Source organism: Massilia aurea, from assembly GCF_014200505.1.
Lineage (GTDB): Bacteria > Pseudomonadota > Gammaproteobacteria > Burkholderiales > Burkholderiaceae_D > Telluria > Telluria aurea_B.
Genome location: NZ_JACHBX010000001.1, coordinates 124,878 through 150,186, shown reverse-complemented (window position 1 = coordinate 150,186; position 25,309 = coordinate 124,878). Strand labels below are relative to the sequence as shown.

Here is a 25,309-nt window from a genome sequence, read left to right as displayed (position 1 = left end):
CCCCTACCTAATTCAGGAGTTCAACATGCTGAGCCTTCATACCAACAACGCCGCCCTGTCCGCACAAAACGCGATTTCCCGTAACCAGGGTTCGTTGTCGACCTCGATGACCCGCCTGTCGACCGGCTACCGCATCAACTCGGCCATGGACGATGCTGCCGGCCTGCAGATCGCAACCCGCCTGAAAGCACAGAGCAGCGGCATGGCCGTCGCCATGCGTAACACGCAGAACGCCACGTCGATGATGCAGACCGCCGAAGGCGCGCTGGGCGAAGCAAGCAACATCCTGGTGCGCATGAAGGATCTGGCCACCCAGGCAGCCGATGCATCGTCGAACGCAGCCGACAAGACCGCCATGCAGTCGGAATACGACGCACTGGCCAGCGAACTGACCAACATCGTGGGCAACACCTCGTTCGGTGGCGCCAAGCTGCTCAACAGCAAAGCAGTTACCGCCGATGTCACCGCTGCCACGGCAAAATCAACCGCAGCAAACCTGGCAAAGGCCAATGCGGACGCGATCCTTGGTACCTCGACCCCGGGTGCGACTGCTGCTGACGCGCCAACCGGCACTGGCGCTGCACAGGATTACATGCTTGCAGTGCACAACTACAACGCGGCGCCAGACGCAGCTCTGCTGCAGACCATGGCAACGGCAAAGATCGCTTTTGACAAAGCGACGGAAGCGGCCGGGAAAGCCGATACCGCAGCAACCTCTGCAACCGATTATCTGGCGGGCGTCACTGCATCCGAGGCAGCCATCGGCGGTGCCGGCAAATTTAGCGACAAGCTGAATTTCCAGATCGGCGCATCGAGCAGCGAGACCATGGAACTGGATCTGTCGAGCCAGATGAACTCGATGCAAACCTCGTTGGTCACTATCAGCTCACGTTACAACTCGTTTGGCGTGGCGAGCACCGTAACGGGTACCGAGTTGACCGCCGACGGTAGCGCGAATCTGGCTGTGGACAATCTGCAGGCCGCGATCGATTCGCTGGGCGCAGTCCGTTCGTCGCTGGGTGCAACCGCCAACCGTCTCGAACACGCCAACACCAACCTGGCCAACGTCAGCAGCAACACCCAGGCTGCTGCCGGTCGCATCATGGACGTCGACTTCGCCACCGAAAGCGCCAGCATGACGTCGAACCAGATGCTGCTGCAAGCCGGTACCGCAATGCTCAAGCAGTCGAACAGCCTGTCGTCGATGGTCATGTCCCTGCTGCAATAATGGCCGCAAGCCCGGGCCTCACCCCGGGTTAGAAATCCAAGGCCAGCCACACGGTTGGCCTTTTTTTATTCTTGACAGGCACTCTGATGGCCCACATGTTCCCCGTTGCCGCGCTGCCCCCGCCCGTCCTCGCGCCACTGCAGGTCGGCGCCGTGGTGGCCCCGGCTGCCGTGCTGGCCGGCGGCGCCGATGCGCTGCCGCTGCCGTTTTCCGCGCCCCGCGCGCCGGAACCACAGGCAGCCGGCCAGCCATCGGCCGAGTCGGGTGCGGACGGCGCGGCGATGCGGCCCGATCAGGTGCTGATGGCACGCCAGCTCGCCTATCAGCAGCAGGACGCCGCCGGCCTGGCGCGCGCCTGGCGCAGCCAGGTACGCAATCATGGGAGCCAGTTGACCAGCCGCGCGCTGGCCGACATGGGCGGGCATTTGTCGCCGGCGATGCTCGCTGCGGGGCAACAGGGCCACGTCGTGCACCAGCCCCAGCTGCTCGCGACGCACCAGGATGCCTGGCGCTTCACGGTCCATGGCGGTGGCGAGACGCCGCAGCACCTGGCCGTGCTGGCCGACGAGGCCGACAAGCCACCAGGCCGCCGGCGCCGTGCGCGCGCTGCGCTGTGTCTCGAACTCGAACTGGCCGACGGCAGCGCCGTCGTGATCCAGGTCGAACCGACGCCGCAGGGGCTGGTGATTGAGGTCTGCGCGCCAGACGCCAGCGCGCTCACGCGCCTGCGCTGGTTGCAGCCCGAACTCGAAACGGCGCTGTCGCGGGCGGGCCTGACGGTGCTGCGCTGGGGCTTTCGCGATGCCCTGCCCCCCGGACGCAGTCACGCGATGATCGCCAATGCCGAAGAAGCGGCGCAAGCGCTGACGCCGGCCGTGTTTCGCGCCGTGGCCGAACTGGCGCTGCTGCTGCCTGCGCAGCGCGCACGCGGCTGACAGACCGGACTGACCTGCGCGCCGCCATCGGCGCTGCGCCGACTACAATGGCAGTTGTCTTCACGCATCTGCCTTTCCAATGACACGTTGCATACGCTCGCGGCCATCGCCCCTGTTTCCGATGAGCCCATCTGCATGAAGTTGCCCCTGCCTCCCCTTCCGGCGTCCTCGGCCAACGATGCCGCGCCGCCGCCGTCGGCATTCGGGCCGATGCGCGCCCCCGTGTTTCGCATGCTGTGGCTGACCTGGCTGATCGCCAACACCTGCATGTGGATGAACGACGTGGCGGCCGCCTGGATGATGACGTCGCTGACGACCGCGCCGATCTGGGTCGCGCTGGTGCAGACCGCATCGATGCTGCCCGTGTTTTTGCTCGGGCTGCCGAGCGGCGCGCTGGCCGACATCCTCGACCGGCGGCGCTACTTCATCATCACGCAGTTCTGGGTCGCCGTCGTGGCCACGATCCTGTGCGCGGTGATCCTGGCCGACGCCATCACGCCGCCGGTGCTGCTCGCGCTAACGTTTGCCAACGGCATTGGCTTGGCCATGCGCTGGCCCGTGTTCTCGGCGATCGTTCCCGAGCTCGTGCCGCGCGCGCAGCTGCCGGCGGCGCTGGCCTTGAATGGCGTGGCGATGAACGCGTCGCGCATCGCCGGGCCGCTGGCGGCCGGCGCCATCATCGCCAGCCTGGGCAGCGCATATGTATTCGTGCTCAATGCGGTGCTGTCGGTGATCTCGGGCTTCGTGATCATGCGCTGGCGTCGCACGCACGTACCAAGTCCGCTGGGCCGTGAACGAATCGGCGGCGCGATGCGCGTCGGCCTGCAGTTTGCGCGCCACTCCAACCGCGTGAAGGCGGTGCTGGCGCGGGTGGCGGCGTCGTTCTTCCACTCCACCGCGCTGATGGCGCTGCTGCCGCTGGTCGCGCGCGCCCAGGGTGGCGGCGGCGCTGGCGTGTTCACGCTGCTGCTGGCCTGCATGGGCGGTGGCGCGATCAGCGCCGTGTTCTTCCTGCCGCGCATGCGCCAGGCGTTCAGCCGCGACACGCTCGTCATGGGCAGCACCGTGCTGTCGGCGGCGATGATCGCGGTGGCGGCCGTCAGCACGAACGTGGTGCTGACCTCTAGCGCGATGTGGCTGTCGGGGATGGCCTTCATCGTGTCGGCCAATTCGCTGAGCGTGTCGATGCAGATGGCCCTGCCCGACTGGGTGCGGGCGCGCGGGATGTCGATCTACCAGATGGCCCTGATGGGCGCGAGCGCAACGGGCGCCGCGGCCTGGGGCCAGGTGGCGACGCTCGACAGCGTGCAGCACAGCCTGTTGTATGCGGCCGGCAGCAGCGTGGTCGTGATGGCGCTCGTACTGCGCCTGATTCAGGACCGCGAACTGCTCGAAGACATGACGCCATCGTCGGCGCTCAAGGCGCTGGCGCCGTCGCTCTCGCCGCTGCAGGATGGCGGGCGCCTCGTGCTGACAGTGGAATACCGGATCGACCCGGAGCGCACCGAAGCCTTCATGGCGCTGATGGAGCTGAGCCGGCGCGCGCGCCTGCGCCAGGGCGCGCTGAGCTGGACCTTGCTGCGCGACGTCAGCGATCCGGGATTATTCACCGAACAGATCATCGATCCGTCCTGGACCGAGCACCTGCGCCGCTTCGACCGCGCCACCGCGGGCGACGCCGCGCTGCGCGAACGCAAGCTGGCGTTTCACCTGGGGCCGGACGGCCCGGTGATCACGCGACGCCTCGTCGCCAAGGGTTGATCAGCCCACCGTGCCGACGATCGACACGTCGCGGTTTTCGGGGATCTCGTTGTACGACAGCACGTGCAGGCCCGGTGCGAACAGCCGCGCATAACGGGCCAGCAATGGCCGCACCTGTGGCAGCACGAGCAGCAGCGGCGGCGTGTGCTGGCCCTTCATCTGCTCGCGCGCAACCGGCATATTGATCTGTAGTTGCGCCAGCAGTTGCGGATCGATCGGGTAGTTGTCGAGCGCGACCTTGCCGCCGCCGTTCTGGCGCGCCTGGTTCAGCGAGCCAAGCAGCATGTTTTCCAGTTCGGCCGACAGGTTAAAGGCCGGCATGTCCTTCTTCTTGCCAAACAGCGTCGAGACGATCTGGCGCCGCAGCGCGCAGCGCACTTCGGCCGCCAGCAGGATCGGATCCTTGGTTGTCTCCGAGCTGTCGAGCAGCGTGGTGGCGATCACCACGATGTCCTTCAGTGAGACGCCTTCGGTGAGCAGCACGCGGAACACGCGCAGCAGCTGGGTGTGAGTGAGCGCCTTGTCGAGCGCTGCGGCCAGCTTGGGCGACAGCGCCGTCAGGCGTTCCAGGATCGCTGGCACGTCTTCGTGGCGGAACAGTTCGTGCAGGTATTCGCGCACCACTTTCGACACGTGCGTGGCAATCGCGCTCGGCACTTCGACCACCTGGTAGCCCAGGCCCAGCGCGTGGGCTTTCTGCTCGGGCAGGATCCACGTGATCGCCATCCCGTACGCGGGCTCGATGCCGGGGATGCCATCGAGTTCGCCGTACACGTTCGGCGACGGGATCGCCAGCAGATGGTCGGGCATGACTTCGGCCTCGGCCACGACAGTGCCCGACAGGCTGATCGCGTATTGCGTCGGACGCAGCGCCAGGTCGTCGCGCACCGAGATCGCCGGCAGCAGCATCCCCATCTGCTCCGACAGGCTCTGGCGCACGCCCTTGATGCGCTTGGCCAGCGGCTCGGCCTGGGCGCGGTCGATCATGCCCACCAGCTTGTAGCCCACTGCCACCGTCACTGCCTGCACGACCGGCAGCGCCTGCCAATCGAGTTCGGGCACGCGGTCGTCGCGCAGCGCCGCTTCGATCTTTGCCACGCCCGCCACGTCCGGCGCGCCGATGCGTTTGGCCATCGTCCAACCGACCCAGGCCAGCACGCCGGCGGCCACCGTGAAGAACCACCACGGCATGCCCGGCACGATCGCAAGGATCATCATCACGCCGGCGGCCGAGTACAGCACACCCGGCCGGGCCAGCAATTGCTGGCTGACCTGGTCTTCGAGGTCGCCCGACTCGCCGATGCGCGTGACCAGGATCGCGGCGGCGGCCGACAGCAGCAGCGCCGGGATCTGGCCCACCAGGCCATCGCCGATCGTGAGCAGCGCATACACGCGGAACGCGTCGCCCAGCGGCAGGTCGTGCATCAGCGCGCCGATGGCGACGCCGCCGATCAGGTTGATGATCAGGATCAGGATCGAGGCAATGGCGTCGCCGCGCACGAATTTGGAGGCGCCGTCCATCGCGCCGTAAAAGTCGGCTTCGGCCGCGACGTCCTTGCGCCGCGTGGTCGCCTGCTCCTGGTTGACCAGGCCGGCATTCAGGTCGGCGTCGATCGCCATCTGCTTGCCCGGCAGCGCATCGAGCGTGAAGCGGGCCGAGACTTCCGAGATGCGCTCGGCGCCCTTGGTCACGACGATGAAGTTGATGATCATCAGGATCACGAACACCACCAGGCCGACGACGAAATTGCCGCCGATGACGACGTTGCCGAACGATTCGATGACCTGGCCGGCTGCATGCGTGCCTTCGTGGCCGTGCAGCAGGACGACGCGGGTCGAGGCCACGTTCAGTGCCAGGCGCATCAGGGTCGTGCCCAGGATCACGGTCGGGAACACCGAGAAGTCGAGCGGGCGCTTGGCCGTCACGGCCACCAGGATCACGATCAGCGACAGCACGATGTTGAACGTGAACAGCACGTCGAGCAGGATCGGCGGCAGCGGCAGGATGATCATGCCCAAGAGCGCGATCAGGAACACGGGCGCGGCGAACTTGTGGCGGCGCAGCTCTCCCACGAAGGCGTTGAAGGTATTCGTCACGGTCATGCTTGAGCCTCACTCAGGTGCGGTGGTACGACCACCTCGTTGGGGAACCGCGGCGGCGCCTGGCGCCTGCCTGCACGGAACGCATTCAGTTGTAAAACATAATTCAGCACTTGCGACACGGCCTGGTACAGCGGCGCGGGAATCTGCTGCTGCACCTGGCTCGTGTGATAGATGGCGCGCGCCAGCGGCGGCAGCTCCACCACCTCGAGCCGGTTTTCGATGGCGATCCGGCGGATGAACAACGCCATTTCGTCGACGCCCTTCGCCACCACGAACGGCGCCTCGGCGCGGTCGACGTCGTACTTGAGCGCCACCGCATAATGCTCGGGATTGACGATCACGACGTCAGCCGTCGGCACCGATTTGCGCACGCTGCGCTGGGCCAGCTGGTGTTGCAGCTGGCGGATGCGCTGCTTGATTTCCGGGCGGCCTTCGCTGCTCTTGTGCTCTTCCTTGATGTCCTGCTTGCTCATGCGCTGGTTGCGCATGAAGAGAAAACTCTGCACCGGCACGTCGATCAGCGCGAACAGGATGAACACCGCCACCAGCGCCATCAGCGCGTCGAACACCAGCGTGCCGCCGGCGCCGATGGCAACGTCCAGCGGCATGCGCTGCAACTCGATATAGCCCTTGATGCTGCCGTTCGAGACATGCCACAGCACGATGCCCAGCACGATCGCCTTGGCCGCCGACGTCAAAAAGCCCACCCAGTGCTTCTGCTTGAACAGGTTGCCCAGATTGGTCAGCGGATTGAGGCGGCTGAACTTCGGCGCCAGGTTCTTGCCGCTGGCAACGATGCCGCCCGGGATCGCGCCGGCAATGACGATCGCCAGCGGCACAGCCAGCAATGGCAACACCATGTGCACGAGCAGCAGCAACGCTGACGAAAACACGGTCGACATCGCGTTTTCCAGGTCGCCCGCTTCGCCCAGCGGCACGAACACGAGGCGAAACAGGTGGCGCATGTCGTCCAGGTAACCGGGCAGCATCAGCATGAAGACCTTCAGACTGATCAGGATGCCGACCGCCGTCGCCAGGTCGCGCGAACGCGCTACCTGCCCCTCGTCGCGCGCTTTCTTGAGCTTTTGCGCCGAGGGTTTTTCGGTCTTGTCGCCGCTGCTGCTATCGGCCATGGGCCAGCCTCATTTGTTCGGTCAGCATTTCCAGCACCTGGTTGGTCATCGCGATGTAGTGCTCCGGGATGAAGCGCACCAGCTGGATCAGCATCAGCAAGCCAAAAATCGTCACCAGCGAAAAACCCAGTGAAAACAGGTTCAGACTGGGCGCGACACGGTTCAGAAAACCAAAGCCGATCTGCACCACCACCGTGGAAAACACGAGCGGCAGCGCCAGCAGGATCGCGGCGGCAAATACCCAGCTCAGGTTCAGCGCCACGGCTTCGAGCAGCATCGGCTGCAAGCCGCCGCCCACCGGCCAGGCCAGGAAACTCTGGCCCAGCACGGCCACCAGCACCAGATGCGCATCGATGGCGAAGAACACCAGCATCGCCACCAGCGCCATCAGGCTGGAAATCACATCCGACGCCTGGCCATTGACCGGGTCGTTCATCGTCGCCATCGAAAAGCCGATCTGGCTCGAAGCCAGAAAGCCCAGCATGCTGATCGCTGCCATCGCGAACTGCAGCGCCAGGCCGATGACGGCGCCGATCACGGCCTGCTCGAACATCGCCAGCACGCCGGCCAGCGAAAACGCATCGGGCATCGCGCCCTTGCTCGTCAGCGGCAGCATCAGAAACGACAGCACCACCGCCAGCAGCGCGCGCACGGGGATGGGGATCGTGCCATCGCCCAGCACGGGCGCGGTGATCATCATCGCCATGATGCGGCAGAACGGCCACCACAGGGCGCCGATCAGCGGCATCAGGAAGCCGTACAGTTCCATCGGCGCGCGCCCTGCCCTAGCCAACGAGCGTTGCCGCGCGCTGGAACACCGAGACGCAGTAATCCATCAGCGTCGTTGTCATCCAGTGGCCGGCCAGGATCACGGCCAGCAGCGTGACCAGCAGGCGTGGCAAAAAACTCAGCGTCTGTTCGTTGATCTGGGTGGCCGCCTGCACCAGCGCCACCAGCAGGCCGACCAGCAGGCCCGGGATCACCAGCACCATCACCATCAGCATGACGATCTGCAGGGCCTCGACCACGAGGTCGACGGCGATATCGGGACTCATCGCGATTCTCCCGTGGCCAGGCCGGGTTTGATACTAGTACGCATGGATGCTGCCAACGAGTGTGCTCACCGTGAGCGTCCAGCCATCGACCAGCACGAACAGCAGCAGCTTGAACGGCAGGGAAATGACGAGGGGCGAGAGCATCATCATGCCCATCGCCATCAGCACCGACGAGACCACCAGGTCGATGATCAGAAACGGGATGAACAGCATGGCGCCGATCTGGAACGCGGTCTTCAGTTCGGACAGCACGAACGCGGCCAGCTTGACCGGGAAACTGTGCTGCTGCGGTGGCTGGGCCGTCGATTCGCCGGCCAGGCGGGCGACCTGCGCCAGCGACGCCTTGCTGGTCTGGGCCAGCATGAAGCGCGAGACAGGCTGTTCGGCGATACGCAGCGCGGTTTCGAGGCCGATCTTGTCCTGGTCGTACGGTAGAAAAGCCTGGGTCCAGACCTGCTCGCCGACGGGGCGCATCACGAGGATGGTCAGGATCAGGGCGATGCCGGTAATGATCCGGGTGGGCAGGCCCTGCTGCAGGCCGAGGGCCTGGCGCAGCAGCGACAGCACGATCACGAAGCGCGTGAAGCAGGTCATCATCATGACCATCACGGGCAGCAGCCCGAGCAGCGTCATGAGCACCAGGATCTGCGACTTGACGCTCATGCCGGCACTGGTGGACGTGGCGCCGGGCAGCACGCCGGCCAGCAAATCCTGGTTCTGGGCCGCGGCCGGGACCGCGATCAAGAGTCCCACCAGCAGCGCGGACAGAAGCGCAGGGGCACGGGCCCTGACGCCCCCGGTAAAGCACATCATGGCGCGAGAATGTCCAGGTTCAGGCCTTCGAGATCGATCACCTTCAGACCGTACTGCTCGCCCGCGACCACGACTTCGGCGCGGCCGATCGGGGTACCGTTGACCTTGATAACCAGCGGCTCGCCGGCCAGCGAATCGAGGGGCAGTACCGACGATGGCCCGATGTCCATCAGCTCTTGCAGCGAGATGCGCACGGAACCGACTTCAAGGGTCAGCGTGACGGGGATGCGGCGCATCATCTGCGGCAGCTGGCGCGCACCAGTGCGCCCGGCGGCGGCTTGCAACGCATCTTCGCTGTCCAGGTCGTCAATGATGACGTCACCACCCAGTTGCTCGTTGAGATTCATGTCCATTATTCGGCATCTTCAAATGAGGTTAAACACAGCTTGCCCTTGTGCTCGGCCACCGCGGCGGTGAACAGGCGGGAGTTGTCCAGCACGACATCGGCGCGACCGAGCGCCACGGGGATCACATCGCCGACCTGCAGACCGAACAGCGTGGCGAGCGTGATCTCCTTGCTCACCAGGCAGCCGTCGAGCTTGACTTCAAGGCGCGTGGCCAACGGCTCGCCCGGCATGCGCGCCCCGCCCGCCGTACGCACGGCGCCGCGGTCGGCCTTGATGCCCTGCAGTACGCAGGCCATCAGGGCGTGGTCGAGGCCAATCCAGATCTGCCCTTCCGGCGCAGCCTGAGTCGGCTCATCGGTATCGCGCCGGCCGTATTGGGCGCGCAGCACGGCGCGCAGTACCCATCCGGTCTTGCCCGGTGCGCCCGCCGGCACGATCGCGGCGCCGGCGCCAGCCTTGACGGGTGCGGGAGCGCCGTCGAGCCGGGCCAGGCCATCGGCGACCCGGGCATCGAGCTGGCTGGCCAGTTGCTGGGCCAATGTGACGCCCAGACGCTCTTCGGTTGCCGTGACGCGCTCCAGCGCCGGGCTTTGCTGCACCGCAGCAGAAGTCGTCGGTTGCCGGCTTGCATAACGCCCTTCCAGCAACCCAAGAAGCAGGTTTCGTTCAAAGGCAATCGCTGCTACGCCATACGGTCCGCTGACCCCAAGCCAGCGCAGTCCTGGCTGCTCCGGAGCCCGTTCGAACGCGAGGTGTTCGAGACGGTAAGCACCCCAGTGGCGGCGCCCGCCAGGCGATGCCATTTCGGCACCAATCGCCTCGGCCAGCCCCGCAGCAAAGGCCGGCAGCAAATGCACCGGTCGGCCCAGCAGGCACGGATCGAGCACCTGGTGGTCGCGCCGTCGGTCGAGTTGATTGATTGGCATCTGTCTTTATCGAAAGTTAATGTCACATTGATTTGATTCCCGGCAGCAATAATTATACAGCGAGTTTTACCGCCGCAACTTTGACATATCGCTTTGATTTATCATTTGCCCTACGGTAATATTGGGTCATTGCATCGCAGCATCCCAGCCCTTTCATAGGGGCTTCAAGCTTGATTGCCATAGGTGACGCATGAAGTTGTGCTTACATCAAGCCCGGTTTTTAGAACGGTATTTAACAATTACAAACCGGAAATTACCGTAAATTTGCTGAATTTTGTGGCCGATGAACAACGTTAATCTTTCAAGGAAACCACGATGGCAACCGAACTCGCTGGCCTGATCCGGGCTGATCTGTCGCAACTGAACAACGATGCGAATCGCCTGGCCATCGCACCGGCTGCCGCGTCGTTTGCCGAACTCGGCGCGCCAACGGGCGGCGCCGGTGCGTTTTCATTTACCCAGGCGATGCAGAGCGCCATCGCCGGCGTCGACGCCCAGGACCAGGCCGCCAGTGCCCGCGTTACGGCGGTTGAAACCGGCAAGAGCGATGATCTGGTCGGCGCCATGCTGGCCAGCCAGGAAGCCAGCCTCTCATTCTCGATGCTGATGCAAGTACGCAACAAGGTCATGGGCGCAGTCGACGAACTGCTCAAGCTCCCGATCTGATTCATCTGACAAGCGACGCTCACGTGCTCTCCTCCCTCAAGTCTCCCTTCAGCGGCAAGTTCGCGCTGCCCGCGCTGCCACCGCTGCTGCGCAACAACCTGCCGCTGATGCTGGGCCTGGCCGTGGCGGTCACCGCTGCCGTCATGATGTTCATGTGGCAGGATCAATCGAGCTACAAGCCGGTCTTTGGCGCGCGCGAGAAAGTCGTCGCCGCCGACATGATGACGGTGCTCGAAGCCGAACAGATTCCCTACCGCGTCCATCCGGACAGTGGCCAGGTGCTGGTGCCGTCGTCGCAACTGGGCAAGGTGCGCATGCTGCTCGCGGCCAAGGGCGTGACCGCCCAGCTGCCGGCCGGCCTCGAACTGATGGACCGCAACGACCCGCTTGGCGTGTCGCAGTTCGTGCAGGACGTGCGTTTCCGGCGCGGCCTCGAAGGCGAGCTGGCGCAAAGCATCCTGACGATGGATTCGATCGCCAGTGCCCGCGTGCACCTGGCCATCGCGAAGACCAGCTCGTTCGTGACGGGCAATGCCGACGGCAACTCGGCGTCGGTCGTCGTCGCCGTCAAGCCGGGCCGCAGCCTGGGCAACGAACAGATCGCCGCCATCGTCAACATGGTCTCGGGCAGCGTGGCAGGCCTGTCGCCCCAGCGCGTCTCGCTGGTCGACCAGGCCGGTAACTACCTGTCCTCGCGCATCGACCTGGCCGACGGCTTCGATGGCGCTGCGCAGGGCGACACGGCCGCAAAACGCCACGCCGACGAGGTGCGCTCCAACGTCAACGACCTGCTCGCGCCGATCCTTGGCGTGGCCAACTACAAGGTCAGCGTGACTGCCGCCGTGGACAACGACCGCATCGAAGAAACCCAGGAAAAATACGGCGAAGCGCCAAAGGTCACCAGCGAAGCCATGCGCGAAGAGATGGAAAAAAGCCGCATGGCGATGGGCGTGCCTGGCACGCTGTCGAACCGGCCGCCGGCGCCGGCCGCCGCCGAAGGAGCGGGCGCCCCGCCGGCCGAAAAAGCCGACGATGGCAGCGCGCGCAAGAATGCCACCACCCGCCAGTACGCGTATGACCGCGCGATCACGCAGATCAAGCGCGAGCGGGGCCGCCTGAAAAAACTGTCGGTGGCCGTGGTACTCAACGCGACCAGCGCTGCCGATGGCAAGGCCTGGACACCGGCCGAACTGACGAATATCGAGAAGATCCTGGCCGGTGGCCTGGGCATCGACGCCGCACGGGGCGATGTGCTGGCCGTGTCGGCCATGAAGTTCCCGGCTGCGCCGGTGGAACAGGCCTGGTGGCAGCAACGCGACAATATCGTCGACATGGCGAGCTGGGTCTTGTGGGCCGTCGGTGCGCTGCTGGCGTACTTCCTGCTGGCCCGGCCGCTGCTGCGCGCGGCCACCGCGCGAATGGCGCCGTCGCCGGCCACGCCAGCCATCCCGGCCACCCCGGCCTTGCCGGGCGCCACCGCGGCCGCGCTCACCGCACTGCCCGCCGGTGTCACGGCGCTCGAAGCGCCCGCGCAGGGCAGCCCGGGCGCCGTCATTCCCCTGCTCGAGAACTACGACTTGCCGCCGTCCGGCTCGCCGGTCGACGTCATGGTCGATCACCTGAGAGTGCTGGCGGCCAAGGAGCCGGAGCGCGTTGCTGAAGTCGTCAAACAATGGGTACAGAAAAAACATGGCCGAACTGAATAACATCGAAGACAGCGACCTCGAGGCCGGCCTGAGCCCGGTCGAACAGGCGGCCATCGTGCTGCTGTCGATCGGCGAAGAGCAGGCTGCGGCCGTGCTGCGTTGCCTCGAGCGCGACGAATTGATGGAGCTGACCCAAGTCATGTCGCGCATGAGCGGCATCAAGGTCGACACCGTCAAATCGGCGCTGCAGACGTTCTTCGACGACTACCGCCAGCAAAGCGGCCTGCACGGCGCCTCGCGCAGCTATCTGAAGCGTTCGCTGGATCTGGCGCTGGGCAGCGACATCGCCAACAGCGTGCTCAACTCGATCTATGGTGATGCGATCCGCCCGAAGATGGCGCGCCTGCAGTACGCCTCGCCAAAGTGGCTGGCCGAATTCGTCTCGAGCGAGCACGTCCAGATGCAGGCCGTGTTCCTGGCCTTCCTGCCGCCTGCGCTGGCGTCGCAGATCCTCGAAGCGCTGCCGCTGGAAGGCCGTGAACTGGTGTTGCTGAATATGGCGCGCCTGGACGAGATCAACCGCGACGTGCTGCACGAGCTCGAAGAGCTGGTGGGCCGCTGCCTGGCCGCATTCGACACGCAAAGCGCCAGCGTCGAAGGCGTGCGCCAGGTTGCCGACATCCTCAACCGCCTGCAGGACAACCGCGCCGGCATGGTCGAACTGCTGCGCGCCCACGATCCCGAGGTCGTCTCGCAGATCGAGATGTCGATGTACGATTTCTTCATCCTGTCGCGCCAGACCGAACAGGTGATTTCACGCCTGCTCGACGATGTGCCGCTGGAGCAATGGGCGATTGCCCTGAAGGGCGCCGAAGCGCCGCTACGCGACGCCATCCTGGCCGCGATGCCGCGCCGCCAGGCGCAAAGCTTCGAAGACCTGATGCGCCGCTCGGGCCCGGTGCCGATGTCGCGCATCGAGCAGACCCGCCGCGAAATCATGACCACGGTCAAGGAGCTGGCCGACGCTGGAGAGATCGACATCCAGCTGTTTGCCGAAGCGACCGCCGAATGAAACCGTTTCGCACTTACCACTTCCCGCCGCTGCACCAGTTCAGCGCGGCGCGCCCTGCCGGCGCGTCCGCCGGCGCGGCCGGTGGCAATGCCGCCGACGAGTGGCAAAGCGCGCTGGCCGACGGCTATCGCCAGGGCCAGCGTGAAGGGTATGAGGTCGGCCTGGACCAGGGCCGCGCCGACGGCATTGCCCAGGGCAAGATCGAAGGCCTCGAACGGGGCATCGACGAAGGCCGGACGATGGCGCTCGAGAGCTTCGAACAACTGGCCAAGCCGGTCGACGCGATGCTCAAGAGTCTCAAGAAACTCAAGACCGACCTGCGCGCCGCGCAGCGCACCGAAGTGGTCGACCTGGTGGGCAAGATCGCGCGCCAGGTGATCCGCGCCGAGCTGGCGCTGCAGCCGGTGCAGCTGCTCTCGCTGGTCGAGGAAGCGCTGGCCGTGATGCCGCCGTCGCGCGACCAGGTCGAAGTGTTCATGAATCCGGAAGAACTGCGCCGGGTACTGGAGCTCGATCCGAAGCGCGCCAAGAAGTGGACGATCCTGCCCGACCCGGCGCTCGACGCCGGCGAATGCCGCGTACGTTCAGGCGACCATGAAGTCGATGCCGGTTGCCAGGGGCGCCTGGCGGCCGTGATGGAACAGGTCCAGAACCAGCTGCTGGGCGAAGGGGAACGGGCATGACTGGCATGGCCGCTTCGCTTTCGCATTCGCTGGCCGACTCGCTGCGCGCCGTCGAACTCGGCGCGGTGCCGGTCGCCACGCCCACCGGACGCCTGGTCGGCGCCCAGGGGCTGCTGCTGGAAGCGAGCGGCTGCCGCCTGCACACGGGCCAGCGCTGCCGCATCGAAACGGTCGATGGCGAGTGGCTCGACGCGCAGGTGGTCGGTTTTCGCGACAAGGTCTCGTACCTGATGCCGTTCAAGAAGGCGACTGGCCTGGCCACCGGCGCGCGCGTGCTGCCGGCGACCGACAAGGCCGAGCTGATGATCGGCCCGAGCTGGATGGGCCGCATGGTCAACGGCCTGGGCGAGCCGATCGACGGCCTGGGCCGCCTGGGTGGCGACCAGCCGCTCGCCCCTGCCCCGCCGCGCGTCAATCCGCTGAAAAAAACCCCGGTGGACGAACCGCTTGACGTGGGCGTACGCGCCATCAATGCGATGCTCACGATTGGCAAGGGCCAGCGCGTCGGCCTGATGGCCGGTTCCGGCGTCGGCAAATCGGTGCTGCTGGGCCTGATCACGCGCCAGACCGTGGCCGATGTGGTCGTGGTTGGCCTGATCGGCGAGCGCAATCGCGAGGTGCGCGAATTCGTCGAGCGCTCGCTCGGGCCCGAAGGCCTGAAGCGCGCCGTTCTGGTGGTTGCACCGGCCGACGACAGCCCGTTGATGCGCGTCATGGCAACCGAGCTGTGTCATGCGGTGGCGGCGCATTTCCGCGATCGCGGCCAGAACGTGCTGCTGCTGTGCGATTCACTGACCCGCTACGCGATGGCACTGCGCGAAGTGGCGCTGTCGCTGGGCGAGCCGCCGGCCACGCGCGGCTATCCGCCGTCGGTGTTTTCGAACATGCCGCAACTGGTGGAATCGGCCGGCAATGGCGAGAACCCGCAAGGCAGCATGAGCGCGATCTACACGGTGCTGGCCGAAGGCGACGACCAGCAGGATCCGGTAGTCGACTCGGCGCGCGCGATCCTCGATGGCCACATCGTGCTCACGCGCGAACTGGCCGAGCGCGGCCACTACCCGGCGATCGACATTGCGCAGTCGATCTCGCGCTGCATGGCGCAGGTGGTCACGCCGGAGCACACGCTGGCCGCCCGCAAGCTCAAGGCAGCCCTGGCGCGCCATGCGCGCGTGCGCGACCTGATCCCGCTGGGCGCGTACGTGCCTGGCGCCGACCCGGAGACCGACCGCGCCGTGGCGCTGCAACCGCATATCGAGACGTTCCTGTGCCAGGGCACGCGCGAAGGCGCGCCCATCGACAATTGCATCGACGCCCTGAAAGCGATCATGGCATGACCCGTTCGACGACCATCCGCAGCCTGGGCACCCTGGTGCAACTGCGTTCGACCCAGGTCGAACGGCTGGAGGCCGACCTGGCCAGCCAGGAAGCGACCCGGGTGCGCTACCAGAACAACCTGGATCGCCTGACGGCGCTGACGCACGGCAGCGGCGCGTCCGGTGCGCTGGTGATGAACCCTGCCCTGGCGCTGAACTGCGGCGCCTACAAGCAGGACGTGATGGCGCTGGCCGACAGCCACCGGATCGACCTGTCGCTGCACCAGGCGAACATGGCAGTCTCGCAGGGCCGCCTGAAGGATGCCTGGGTCGGACGCGAACTGCTGGGCAAGGTACTGGCCCGTACCCAGGACGCGCATGCGGCCGAGAATGAGCGCGCTACCCGCAAGCGCGAAGACGATATCGCCACCCAATCCTGGATGGCGGGACGGACGGCATGAGCTGCAAAACGCACACCAGGAGAACAGCATGGCATCAGTGATTACCGCACCTACCTACGACCCGGTCACGACCGCGACCGCGCTGGCCGAAAAATACGTGTCGGCGCGCCGCGAGATGATCGCGTCGCAAACCCGCCAGGCCACCGCCACCGAGCGCGGCCTGACCGATCTCGGCTCGGTGATCTCGGCATTCCAGTCCAGTCTGGCCTCGCTGACGGGCACCGGCAAGACGCTGTATGCGCAGTCCGTGGCCTTCAGCGACACGAGCATCGGGACCGGCACCGCGCGCGCAGATGCGCCGTCCGGCACCTATGCGTTCTTCGTGAAACAGCTCGCCACCCCGAGCCAGGTCGCGTTTTCGGGTCTGACGGGCGACGCCGGGGCGACCGGTCAGCTGGGCGTGATGATGGGCGGGACAGAAGCCTTCAAGATCGACCTGAAAACTGCCGACAGCAATGGCGATGGCACCTTGAGCACGCGCGAACTGGCGATGGCCATCAATGCCGCACCGGGCAATGCCGGCAAGATGACCGCCTCGGTGGTCACCACCGGCACGACGTCGGAGCTGATCCTGAGCAGCAAGGCAACTGGCGCCGACAGCGCCATCACGCTCGACACCAGCAACCTGACCGACGCGGATAATCTGGTCGCTGCCAATGCGCCTGGCGCCATGCGCACCTTGAGCCAGGCCAAGAACGCCATCATCAACGTCGGGACCGAAACCGGTACGCCAGTCGAACAGGCCAGCAACACCTTCACCAACGTCGAAGGCGTGACCATGACGTTCGTGAAGGCCCATGCCAGTGGCGCCGCGCCGGTCACGATGACGGTCAGCGCCAACCTTGCCACGGCCACGGCCAATGTCCAGTCATTCATCACAGCCTACAACGCCCTGAAGAACGGCCTGGCGAAACTGATCACCCCGGGCGACCCCAGCACCGGCAGCGCGGCAGGCACCTTTGCCACGGATGGCGGCGTGCGCGCGCTGCACGATCGCCTGGTGAGCCTGGTACGTCCGGCGGGCGGCGCGAGCCTGGCGTCGTTCGGCATCATCGCGACCAAGGAAGGCACGCTCGAGCTGCGCCCCGATCGCCTCGCGACCCAGCTGGCGCTCACGCCCAATGGCCTCGATAAACTCATCGGCAGCACGGCCGCCGCTGCGCCAAGCGGGATTGCGAGTGAACTCGATAAATATCTCAAGAGCTGGAACGACGCGGCGTTCGGCCAGATCGCCCAGCGTAAGTCCGCGACCCAGGACGTGCAATCGACACTGACCGAGCGCGAAGCGCTGATCGATCAGCAGTTCAACGCCGCCTACCAGCGCTATCTGGCGCAATTTACGCAACTGCAGAAGATGCAGGGCGTGATGAACCAGAACGTGTCCCTGTTCGATGCCCTGTTCGGCAAAGACGACTGATCCATTCGCACACAGACAAACCAAGATCGCCATGTCCTATCAAAACGCCTACGACGGCTACCACGCCGTCAACCTCGACACCCAGACCTCCCGTGCTTCGCCGGTCGAGCTGGTGCTGCTGCTCACCGACGGCCTGCTCGACGAGCTGGCGCGCGCGCGCGCCCATATCGTGGCCCGCCGCTACGAACAGAAAGCCATCAGCATCGACAAGTGCCTCGAGATCATCAACGGTCTTTCCGGCTCGCTCGATTTCGAAGGCGGCGGCGACACCGTGACCAACCTGGCGCGTGTGTATGAATTCTGTGCCAACCACCTGCACCGCGCCGGCATCAAGCTCGATCCGGCCATGGTGGACGAGGTAACCCGCGTGCTGAGCACCATCCGGCAAGGCTGGAAAGGCATCCAGGACCGCAATGGATAGGACAAGCGCCATCGACCGTCTTGCGAAGCGCCTGCAGGGCGCCAGCACGGCGGCGAACTGGGATCTGCTGGAACTGGCCGTGCGCGAGCTGGCGCCGCAATTGACGCTGCTGGTCGCGAGCGGCGCCTGGAGTGCGCCCGAGCGCGCCGCTCTGGCACGGCTGCGCGCGGCCCACGACGGCGCCGCGCGCGCATGCGCTGGCGCTGCCGACACGCTGCAGGTGCGTCTGGAAGAGATGGGAAGCAATAAAGAAGGCTGGATGGCCTACGCCCTCGTGGGCGAACTCGAACCATGTGAGACTGCCCGATGAACCTTGCGATGAACACCGCCATGAATACTGCCGGCAATGCGCTTGGCAAGCTGACCACCGTGGCCGGCAACGACGCGCCGTCGGCCGCCGGAACCGGCGCACCCCAGGCCCTGAGCGGAGACGCCGCAGTCAAGCCGGACGCCCTGCCCGCTGGCGCGGGCGCTGCCCCAACCGGGGCACCGGGTCAGGCGCCGGCCACGCATCCTGCTGCGCTGCCGTTCGGCCACTGGGTGGCGCTCGACAGCGCGCGGGAAGCCGATGTAGCGACCCCGGAGATCGTTACCGCTGACGCAGACGCCGTCCCGCATGACGACGCTGCACCTGCGCTCGATGCCGCCGCGCCCGACCACGCCGAGGCCATTGAACAGACCGTGGCGCCCGAAACCATGTTGGCCGCCATGGCGCCGACGATGGTGCCAATGATGATGCCAGTGACGCTGCCGGCCATGATGCTGGCCATGCGTGACGCGCACCGCGGCAACGGGGAATCCGCCGTGCCGGCTGCCGGCTCCGCAGACGCTTCACCGGCCATCCAGGTCAGTGGCGCAGCACCGGCATTGCCGCCAGGCGCAGCCGGTGTACGGGCAACGCCGGCACCCGCCGAGCTGCCGCCTGTCGCCGCCGCGCCGGCAATGGCCCGGCCCGAGCAGGCTGCGGCGGCAGCACCGGTCGCCGCACGCACCTTCGAGCAGACTGCACCAGAATCCGTGGACGCCACCCCGATCACGCCGGGCGCTGCCGTGAACGCCACGGCCAGCCAGACGGCGAACGCGCGCGGCGCCGACAGCATCGTGCTGGCCGGCCCGCCGACCGCATGGCGCCAGAACCTGCACGAAGCGCTGGGCGAGCGCCTGCAGCTCCAGCTTGGCCGCAACATCGACCAGGCGACGATCCGCCTCGAGCCGCCGATGCTCGGCCGCATCGACATCGCAATTCGCCACAGCGGGGGCAACCTCGAGATCCATATCGCCGCCTCCAACAGCGACGTCCTGCGCCAGCTGAACGCCGTCAGCGACAGCCTGCGCAGCGACCTCGCCGGGCGCCAGTACAGCAGCGTCTCGGTCAACGTCAGCGACGTGCCGCGCATGCAAGCCAGCGCCCAGACCGGCGGCCAGACGCCGGGCCAGGGCCAGGCCGATGCCCAGGGTCGTTCGCGCCAGGATCAGGAACAGGCGCGCACCCCTGGCCGCGCGCTGCAGGACGAGGCCGCCGCCGGCGCCACCCTTTTCTCGATGAACTGACACGCCCCCCATGAAATCCAAACTGATCATTGCAATTGTCGCCGCCGTCGTCGTCGTGGCGGGCGCCGCTGGCGGCGCGATGTGGTACATGAACACGTCCGCAAGCCACGGCGTGGCCGCCAAGCCGGCGCCCGAGGCCAAGCCGACCAAGTACGTCACGCTGGACAAGGTCATCGTCATGCTGCGCCGCGCGCCGGCCGAGCAGGCCACCCATTACCTGTCGGTCGACCTGGTGCTGGCCACCACGGCGGCGGAAGAAAAGACGACCAAGGAACAGTTGCCGCTGCTGCGCAGCATCGCGGTGTCTGCCCTGTCGGCGCGCACGATGGCCGAAGCGTCCGCCATGACGGTGGACCAGTACGCGGCCGAGCTGAACAAGGTCTTCAACGCCAACTATGCGAAGGAAAACCACCTCAAGCCGTTTTCCGAAGTCATGGTCGGCAAGCTGATCATCGAGTGATACGCAGCCCGATCCCGGAGACGCCGTGGCCTACATGACCGATTACGTCGATGCCGCCGCCAGCGAATATGGCGAGGTGGTGGCCAGCGCGGGCTTGTCGCCGCAGGACGAGTCGCGTCACCTGCTGGCGTATGCGCCGCTGGTCAAGCGCATCGCGCGCCAGCTGGGCAGCCAGGTCTCGGGCGCGATGGGCCGCGAGGACATGGAACAGATCGGCCTGATGGGCTTGCTCGAGGCGCTGCGCCGCTACGGGGCGCCCGATACCGGGTTTTCGAGCTACGCCGCGCTGCGCGTGCGCGGCGCGATCCTGGACGAATTGCGCCGGCAGGACTGGCGCCCGCGCACGGTGCGCCAGGACAGCCACCGCCAGCGCGACGCCCTGCGCGCGCTTACCCGCAGCCTGGGGCGCGAGCCGAATGAACAGGAAGCGGCGGCTGCGCTGGGCCTGAGCCTGGACGAGTACCAGCAGTACCTGCTGGCCGAGAGCGCCGAAGAGATGCTCAGCTTCGACGAGATCCTGCAGGAAGCGGTCGGCGCCGAGCAGCACACGCCGGGGCCTGAAGACGCCTACATGGTGCGGCGCAGCCTGGAACAGGCGCTGGCCAAGCTGAACGAAAAAGAGCAGCGCGTGATCCAGATGATCTACGAGTTCGAACTGAGCTACAAGGAAATCGCCGCCGTGCTCGACCTGTCCGATGCGCGCGTCTGCCAGCTCAACAAGAGCGCGCTGGCAAAAATGAAGACCGCGCTCCGGCGCGACTGAACCGACACTACAGAACCGCCAGAAAGGCACACGTCATGCAGCAATTACTCGGTATCGCCATCGTGCTTGGCGCCGTCTTCGGGGGCTTTACCCTGATGGGCGGCACCTTTACCTCGATCTTCCACCCGATCGAGCTGTTGATCATCGGCGGCGCCGCGCTGGGCGCGCTGGTGCTCGGCAACCCGAAGCACGTCCTGGCCGAACTGGGCCACCAGCTCAAGAAGGTGGCGGCGCGCAAGAAGCACGACTCGGAATTCCAGCGCCAGCTGCTGCTCCTGATGTACGAACTGCTGCAGACCGCTGCCGGCGGCCTGAAGGCGCTCGATGCGCACGTCGAGGCGCCTGCCGAAAGCCCGCTGTTCCAGCGCTATCCGGCGATTCTGGAAGAAACCAAGCTGCTGGCCTTCATCGTCGATAACTTCCGCCTGATGGCGATGGGCAAGATCAACGCGCACGAGCTCGAAGGCGTGCTCGAGCAGGAACTCGAAGCCATCCACGAAGAGCTGACGCAACCGGCCAAATCGCTGCAGAAGATCGCCGAGGCGATGCCGGGCTTCGGCATCCTGGCGGCAGTGCTGGGCATCGTGATGGCCATGTACTCGGTCTCGGGCGGCGCCGATTCGGGCGAGATCGCCGAAAAGATCGGCGCAGCCATGGTCGGCACCTTCATCGGCATCTTCGCCTGCTACGGCGTGCTCGAGCCGCTGGCCAACCTGATGAAGCAGACGGTCAACTCGGACGCCTCGACGATGGAAACCGTCAAGGTCGTGCTGTGCACCCACGTGGCCGGCAAGCCCGCCCTGCTGGCGATCGACGCCGGGCGCCGCCTGATCCAGCTGAATACCAAGCCCAGCTTCGCCCAGCTCGAACAGTGGATCAACGCGATGGGCGGCGAAGACGAATCGCAGAACAAGCGCCGTCGCGCCGCCGACCGCATGACGGGGTAACACGTGTCGAAAACGAACGACAAGCACGAATCAACCATCGTCAAGCGCGGTGGCGGCAAGCACCAGCATGACGAGCATGGCGGCGCCTGGAAAGTCGCGTTCGCCGACTTCTGCCTGGCGCTGATGGCGCTGTTCCTGGTGCTGTGGCTGATCGCCTCGCGCGAACAGCAGAATCTGAAAGCCATCATCAGCGAAGCAACCGAAAGCGGCATGCTCGAAGGCCAGGGCCAGAAACCCGCCATCGCCAGCGAACCGAGCGGCAGCCTGATCGAACGCTTCCCGGTGCCGCACACGGGCAATGGCGGCCCCGGCAATCCGGGCAGCGGGGGCGATGCGAACGCACCGAAGGTCGGCTACGAAACGCAGGCCGACCTGTCTGCGCTGTCCAAAGCGCTCACCGAACTGTCGGTCGAAGCGGGCCTGGCGCCCAACCTGGCCACCGTGGTCACGCCCTACGGCCTGCGCGTGATGCTGCACGACACCGACAAGCAGGGCATGTTCATGCGCGGCAGCGCGCTGCCGACCGGCCGCTTCGCGCGTCTCTTGCAAAAAATGGGGCCGCTGTTCGCGCAGATGCGCAACCAGATGCTGATCGTCGGCCATACCGATGCCAGCCGCTATGCCGGCATCGACCGCGGCGCCTATTCGAACTGGGCGCTGTCGACCGACCGCGCGCTGTCGGCGCGGGCCCAGCTGCTCACCGGCGGCATGCGCACCGACACCGTGCTGCAGGTGGTGGGCATGGCCGACCGCGGCCCGCTGCATCCCGAGCAGCCGCTCGACGGCAAGAACCGCCGCATCGAACTCTTGATCCTGACCAGTGCGCAGTCGCGCGCGGTGGCCGGCATGTTCGGCGCACCGGCCGCCGGCGCACCAGTTGGCAAGGCACTGGTCGGGACCGCCAGTGCAGGCGCGACCGTCAGCCTGCCCGACGCGGCGGCACTGGAAACTCTGCGCGGCCAGCTGCCGACATCGCCATGACCATCAATACCAAATCACGAGGTAACCGCATGAAAATCTCCGGCACATCGTCGTCCGCCATCACCACCGTGACGCCTGGCGCCGGTGCGGTGTCGGTACCGGTCCAGACCGAAGCATCGGCGGCGCCAGCCGCCCTGCAGTCGGCGGTGCTGCAGCCGGCCGCCGATGCGCTCAGCGCGATGCCGGACTTCGACGCCGTGCGCGTGGCCGAGCTGCGCGAAGCGCTCGCACGCGGCGAGCTGCCGTTCGATGCCGGGCGCCTGGCCGGCCTGATTCAAAAATTCCATTCGGGACGCTAAGCATGGCCACCCTCACCCGCGCCCAGGCCAACACGCTGCTTGCCGACGGCGTCACGCAGGACGTCAAGGAAGCGGCCAACATCCTGATGCTGCTCGAACGCCAGTTCGACGCCGCCGTGCGCCATCGCAGTGCCGAGCTGAGCACGCTGGCCGATGAACTCACCCCGCTGCTCGAGGCCATGGAAGCGCGCCGCCAGCAGCGCGTCAATCTCGTACGCGCACTGCTGGGGCCGCAGGGAACGATGGCCCAGTACAGCGCGACACTGGCGCCGGCCCCGCGCGCCGCCTTCGAAGCGGCCTGGCAGGCACTCGAGCAGACGGTACGCGCCTGCAAGGACGCGACGCTGCGCAATGGCCAGTTGCTGGCCGAACAGCACGGCATCATGCAGCGTGTGCTGCACGGCGAGGAGCAGTTGTATGCGCCACGTTGACATGACGACCCGGGCCACCGCGCCAACCGCGGCCACGAGCGCAACGAACGCAACGCGCCCGACCGCCGCAGCCGGCGGCGGCACGGGTTTTGGCAGCCTGTTGAACGATGTCGCCAGTGAAGTGGTTGCTTACATCCAGCATGGTGACCCGGATGGCGGCGCTGCCAGCGCGCTGAGCGCCGAAGGCGCGCTGCTGCGCGCACGCGCCACCGGCCTGATCATGGATGGCGCTGACAATGCTGATGGCGTCACTGCGCCGAACGCCGTCGCCAGGCCACCCCAGCAGCAGGCATTTTTGGACAGCATCGCACCTTGGGCACGCCAGGCGGCGGCGCAGCTCGGCGTGGCGCCGGAACTGGTGCAGGCCCATGCTGCCCTTGAATCGGGCTGGGGCCAGCGGCCACTGCGCGTCGAAGGCGGCGCGAGCAGCCACAATCTGTTCGGCATCAAGGCCGGGCCGCGCTGGAACGGCGCGACGGGCGACTCGACCACCACCGAATACGTGAACGGCGCAGCGCTGACGACCCGCGAGCGCTTTCGCGCCTATCCGGATGCGGCCAGCGCGTTCCAGGACTACGCCCGCGTGTTACTGGACAACCCGCGCTACCGCAGCGCGCTCAATACGGGCAACGACGCGCAGGCGTTCGCGCAGGGACTGACGCGCGGCGGTTATGCCACCGACCCCGACTATGCGTCGAAGCTGGCCCGCATCGCCGGCAAGCTGCAGGGAATAACGGACTGATGCCCGGCTTGATGCGTCATTCGCCCAGCGGCAAGTCGAGCGGCTGGACCGCGCCGGCGCCGACCACGCGCATGCGCACGACCTGGCCGCTGGCGCTGTTCTTGACCCGCACCACGGCGCCGCGCGCGCCGGCGTCGAGCGCCTCGCCGGCCATGCTCACTTCGATGCCATCCTGGCGCGCCACCATCACCACGCCGTCACCGCGCTTGACCACGACCGGCGCGGCCAGGCTGCTTGCGCGCAGCACGTCACCCGCACGCAGGCTGCGCCGGCTCGTCTGGCCAACGACATTGGCCAGCACGCCGACCGGGTCGGCGATATTGGTGATGTCGCGCCGCTCGAGGGCGACATCGGACGCGCCCAGCACCGTATTGGCAGACAACGGCGCACTGGCTACCGCCACCATGGCCGACACCCGCGCGCGCACGATGAATTCCTGGCGCCAGCCGTTGCCGTCCGGACAACGGGCGACAAAACGCATGCGCGCCGGCTGGCGCGTGTCGGCGGCCTCGATGGCGGGCGCCACGCTGCAGGCTGGCGCCGGCCGGCTGCTGACGACGGTCAGGTCGAACTCGGATTCGCTCAAACCGCTGGCAGCCGCTACTTTTTCCAGCTCGTCGCGTGCAATTTGTTGTATCTGTGCGGAAAGAGTTTGCGCTGACCATGCTGTGGTGCACAACACACAGGTTACAATGATCAGTATTGCCTTACGGAAATCCATGGGTGGACAATATTGGTCGGGCGGAAACAACCATTCTAACCAATCCCACTGCACTTCACCGGAGAATCGCCATGTCGATTAATTTCAAGGAAGCGTTGGGCGTACATGCCGACGCGCTCCAGCTGCGCGCTGAACGCACCCGCGTTCTGGCCGCCAACATCGCCAACGAAAGCACGCCGGGCTACACCGCCCGCGACATCGATTTCGCCAGTGCATTGCAGGACCAGCTCGATGCCGACGATGGCATGCCGACCCTGTCGGCCGATGGCCCGCTGTACCGCGTCCCGTACCAGGCCAGCGCTGACGGCAACACCGTCGAAATCGGTGTCGAGCAGGCGGCGTTTTCACAGAACGCGTCCGACTTCCAGACCAGCCTTACCTTCATCAACATGAAGCTGCGCGGTCTGAACAAAGTCATCACGGGTCAATAA

At 66.2% G+C, this 25,309-nt stretch carries 29 protein-coding genes and 1 pseudogene; 22 read left to right on the top strand and 8 right to left on the bottom strand.

The genetic code is table 11. The features are described 5' to 3' along the window. Positions 1–25 precede the first annotated feature (25 nt). The 4 genes and pseudogenes from HD842_RS24420 to HD842_RS00610 all read left to right on the top strand — a co-directional run. Positions 26–440 (top strand): annotated as a pseudogene (locus HD842_RS24420) (flagellin N-terminal helical domain-containing protein); the annotation flags it as partial. A gap of 152 nt (positions 441–592) precedes the next feature. After that, the gene (locus HD842_RS24415; RefSeq protein WP_370660810.1) at positions 593–1,228 is read left to right on the top strand and encodes a flagellin; all 636 of its coding nucleotides are present in this window, start codon (positions 593–595) and stop codon (positions 1,226–1,228) included. Between the two features lie 86 nt (positions 1,229–1,314). Continuing rightward, entirely contained in the window at positions 1,315–2,163 is an 849-nt protein-coding gene (locus HD842_RS00615) for a hypothetical protein (protein ID WP_183549586.1), read from the top strand. A gap of 135 nt (positions 2,164–2,298) precedes the next feature. Then, on the top strand, positions 2,299–3,924 hold the full coding sequence (locus HD842_RS00610; RefSeq protein WP_183549583.1) for an MFS transporter: 1,626 nt from the start codon (positions 2,299–2,301) through the stop codon (positions 3,922–3,924). On the opposite strand, the gene HD842_RS00605 is transcribed toward HD842_RS00610, so the two are convergent. From HD842_RS00605 to HD842_RS00575, 7 genes are read right to left on the bottom strand one after another with little or no spacing between them, the layout of a single operon-like run. Then, positions 3,925–6,027 (bottom strand): flagellar biosynthesis protein FlhA, encoded by a 2,103-nt coding sequence (locus HD842_RS00605; protein ID WP_221290037.1) that lies wholly within the window; start codon positions 6,025–6,027, stop codon positions 3,925–3,927. After that, positions 6,024–7,160 carry a flagellar type III secretion system protein FlhB gene (gene flhB, locus HD842_RS00600; RefSeq protein ID WP_183549580.1) on the bottom strand — a complete coding sequence of 379 codons (1,137 nt, stop codon included), beginning with the start codon at positions 7,158–7,160 and terminating at the stop codon, positions 6,024–6,026. The genes HD842_RS00605 and flhB overlap by 4 nt, the downstream gene beginning before the upstream one ends. Beyond that, positions 7,150–7,929: a flagellar biosynthetic protein FliR gene (fliR, locus tag HD842_RS00595; protein WP_183549577.1), complete on the bottom strand. Its 780-nt coding sequence runs from the start codon at positions 7,927–7,929 to the stop codon at positions 7,150–7,152. The genes flhB and fliR overlap by 11 nt, the downstream gene beginning before the upstream one ends. A 16-nt stretch (positions 7,930–7,945) precedes the next feature. Further along, on the bottom strand, positions 7,946–8,215 hold the full coding sequence (gene fliQ / locus HD842_RS00590; RefSeq protein WP_183549574.1) for a flagellar biosynthesis protein FliQ: 270 nt from the start codon (positions 8,213–8,215) through the stop codon (positions 7,946–7,948). A 33-nt stretch (positions 8,216–8,248) separates the two neighbouring features. Then, on the bottom strand, positions 8,249–9,025 hold the full coding sequence (gene fliP, locus HD842_RS00585) for a flagellar type III secretion system pore protein FliP (RefSeq protein WP_183553437.1): 777 nt from the start codon (positions 9,023–9,025) through the stop codon (positions 8,249–8,251). After that, on the bottom strand, positions 9,025–9,381 hold the full coding sequence (locus HD842_RS00580; protein WP_183549571.1) for a FliM/FliN family flagellar motor switch protein: 357 nt from the start codon (positions 9,379–9,381) through the stop codon (positions 9,025–9,027). The genes fliP and HD842_RS00580 overlap by 1 nt, the downstream gene beginning before the upstream one ends. Beyond that, on the bottom strand, positions 9,381–10,301 hold the full coding sequence (locus HD842_RS00575) for a FliM/FliN family flagellar motor switch protein (RefSeq protein ID WP_183549568.1): 921 nt from the start codon (positions 10,299–10,301) through the stop codon (positions 9,381–9,383). Before HD842_RS00575 ends, HD842_RS00580 begins: the two co-directional genes overlap by 1 nt. 315 nt (positions 10,302–10,616) lie before the next feature. Here HD842_RS00575 and HD842_RS00570 point away from each other — a divergent pair, with 315 nt between their 5' ends. The 17 genes from HD842_RS00570 to HD842_RS00490 are packed head-to-tail and all read left to right on the top strand — an operon-like array spanning position 10,617 to position 24,157. Then, positions 10,617–10,967 carry a flagellar hook-basal body complex protein FliE gene (locus HD842_RS00570; protein ID WP_183549566.1) on the top strand — a complete coding sequence of 117 codons (351 nt, stop codon included), beginning with the start codon at positions 10,617–10,619 and terminating at the stop codon, positions 10,965–10,967. 23 nt (positions 10,968–10,990) lie between these two features. Continuing rightward, positions 10,991–12,673 carry a flagellar basal-body MS-ring/collar protein FliF gene (gene fliF, locus HD842_RS00565; protein ID WP_370660765.1) on the top strand — a complete coding sequence of 561 codons (1,683 nt, stop codon included), beginning with the start codon at positions 10,991–10,993 and terminating at the stop codon, positions 12,671–12,673. Continuing rightward, complete coding sequence (locus HD842_RS00560) at positions 12,657–13,685, top strand: FliG C-terminal domain-containing protein (protein WP_183549563.1); 1,029 nt, start codon at positions 12,657–12,659, stop codon at positions 13,683–13,685. The genes fliF and HD842_RS00560 overlap by 17 nt, the downstream gene beginning before the upstream one ends. Beyond that, a complete protein-coding gene (fliH, locus tag HD842_RS00555; protein ID WP_183549560.1) occupies positions 13,682–14,368 on the top strand; it encodes a flagellar assembly protein FliH in 687 nt (228 codons plus the stop codon). Before HD842_RS00560 ends, fliH begins: the two co-directional genes overlap by 4 nt. A gap of 5 nt (positions 14,369–14,373) precedes the next feature. Further along, positions 14,374–15,705 (top strand): flagellar protein export ATPase FliI, encoded by a 1,332-nt coding sequence (fliI, locus tag HD842_RS00550; protein WP_183549557.1) that lies wholly within the window; start codon positions 14,374–14,376, stop codon positions 15,703–15,705. Next, positions 15,702–16,145 (top strand): flagellar export protein FliJ, encoded by a 444-nt coding sequence (locus HD842_RS00545; protein WP_183549554.1) that lies wholly within the window; start codon positions 15,702–15,704, stop codon positions 16,143–16,145. Before fliI ends, HD842_RS00545 begins: the two co-directional genes overlap by 4 nt. A 28-nt stretch (positions 16,146–16,173) precedes the next feature. Beyond that, the gene (fliD, locus tag HD842_RS00540; protein WP_183549551.1) at positions 16,174–17,562 is read left to right on the top strand and encodes a flagellar filament capping protein FliD; all 1,389 of its coding nucleotides are present in this window, start codon (positions 16,174–16,176) and stop codon (positions 17,560–17,562) included. Positions 17,563–17,593: 31 nt separating this feature from the next. Beyond that, entirely contained in the window at positions 17,594–17,983 is a 390-nt protein-coding gene (fliS, locus tag HD842_RS00535) for a flagellar export chaperone FliS (RefSeq protein WP_183549548.1), read from the top strand. Further along, positions 17,976–18,293, top strand: a complete 318-nt coding sequence (locus HD842_RS00530) for a hypothetical protein (RefSeq protein WP_183549545.1) — start codon at positions 17,976–17,978, stop codon at positions 18,291–18,293. The genes fliS and HD842_RS00530 overlap by 8 nt, the downstream gene beginning before the upstream one ends. Beyond that, the gene (locus HD842_RS00525; RefSeq protein WP_183549542.1) at positions 18,290–19,534 is read left to right on the top strand and encodes a flagellar hook-length control protein FliK; all 1,245 of its coding nucleotides are present in this window, start codon (positions 18,290–18,292) and stop codon (positions 19,532–19,534) included. The genes HD842_RS00530 and HD842_RS00525 overlap by 4 nt, the downstream gene beginning before the upstream one ends. Before the next feature lie 10 nt (positions 19,535–19,544). Then, complete coding sequence (locus HD842_RS00520; protein ID WP_183549538.1) at positions 19,545–19,994, top strand: flagellar basal body-associated FliL family protein; 450 nt, start codon at positions 19,545–19,547, stop codon at positions 19,992–19,994. Between the two features lie 34 nt (positions 19,995–20,028). Further along, positions 20,029–20,757 (top strand): FliA/WhiG family RNA polymerase sigma factor, encoded by a 729-nt coding sequence (locus HD842_RS00515; RefSeq protein WP_183553433.1) that lies wholly within the window; start codon positions 20,029–20,031, stop codon positions 20,755–20,757. A 35-nt stretch (positions 20,758–20,792) separates the two neighbouring features. Continuing rightward, positions 20,793–21,704 (top strand): flagellar motor stator protein MotA, encoded by a 912-nt coding sequence (gene motA / locus HD842_RS00510; protein WP_183549534.1) that lies wholly within the window; start codon positions 20,793–20,795, stop codon positions 21,702–21,704. 3 nt (positions 21,705–21,707) lie between these two features. Then, complete coding sequence (locus HD842_RS24330) at positions 21,708–22,685, top strand: flagellar motor protein MotB (protein WP_183549531.1); 978 nt, start codon at positions 21,708–21,710, stop codon at positions 22,683–22,685. A gap of 29 nt (positions 22,686–22,714) precedes the next feature. Then, entirely contained in the window at positions 22,715–22,984 is a 270-nt protein-coding gene (gene flgM / locus HD842_RS00500) for a flagellar biosynthesis anti-sigma factor FlgM (RefSeq protein WP_183549528.1), read from the top strand. 2 nt (positions 22,985–22,986) lie between these two features. Further along, positions 22,987–23,415, top strand: coding sequence for a flagellar export chaperone FlgN (flgN, locus tag HD842_RS00495; protein WP_183549525.1), 429 nt, complete (start codon positions 22,987–22,989; stop codon positions 23,413–23,415). Beyond that, positions 23,402–24,157, top strand: a complete 756-nt coding sequence (locus tag HD842_RS00490; protein ID WP_183549521.1) for a glycoside hydrolase family 73 protein — start codon at positions 23,402–23,404, stop codon at positions 24,155–24,157. The genes flgN and HD842_RS00490 overlap by 14 nt, the downstream gene beginning before the upstream one ends. A 16-nt stretch (positions 24,158–24,173) precedes the next feature. On the opposite strand, the gene flgA is transcribed toward HD842_RS00490, so the two are convergent. Then, a complete protein-coding gene (gene flgA, locus HD842_RS00485) occupies positions 24,174–24,743 on the bottom strand; it encodes a flagellar basal body P-ring formation chaperone FlgA (protein ID WP_229424533.1) in 570 nt (189 codons plus the stop codon). 206 nt (positions 24,744–24,949) lie between these two features. Here flgA and flgB point away from each other — a divergent pair, with 206 nt between their 5' ends. Beyond that, a complete protein-coding gene (gene flgB / locus HD842_RS00480) occupies positions 24,950–25,309 on the top strand; it encodes a flagellar basal body rod protein FlgB (RefSeq protein ID WP_183549515.1) in 360 nt (119 codons plus the stop codon).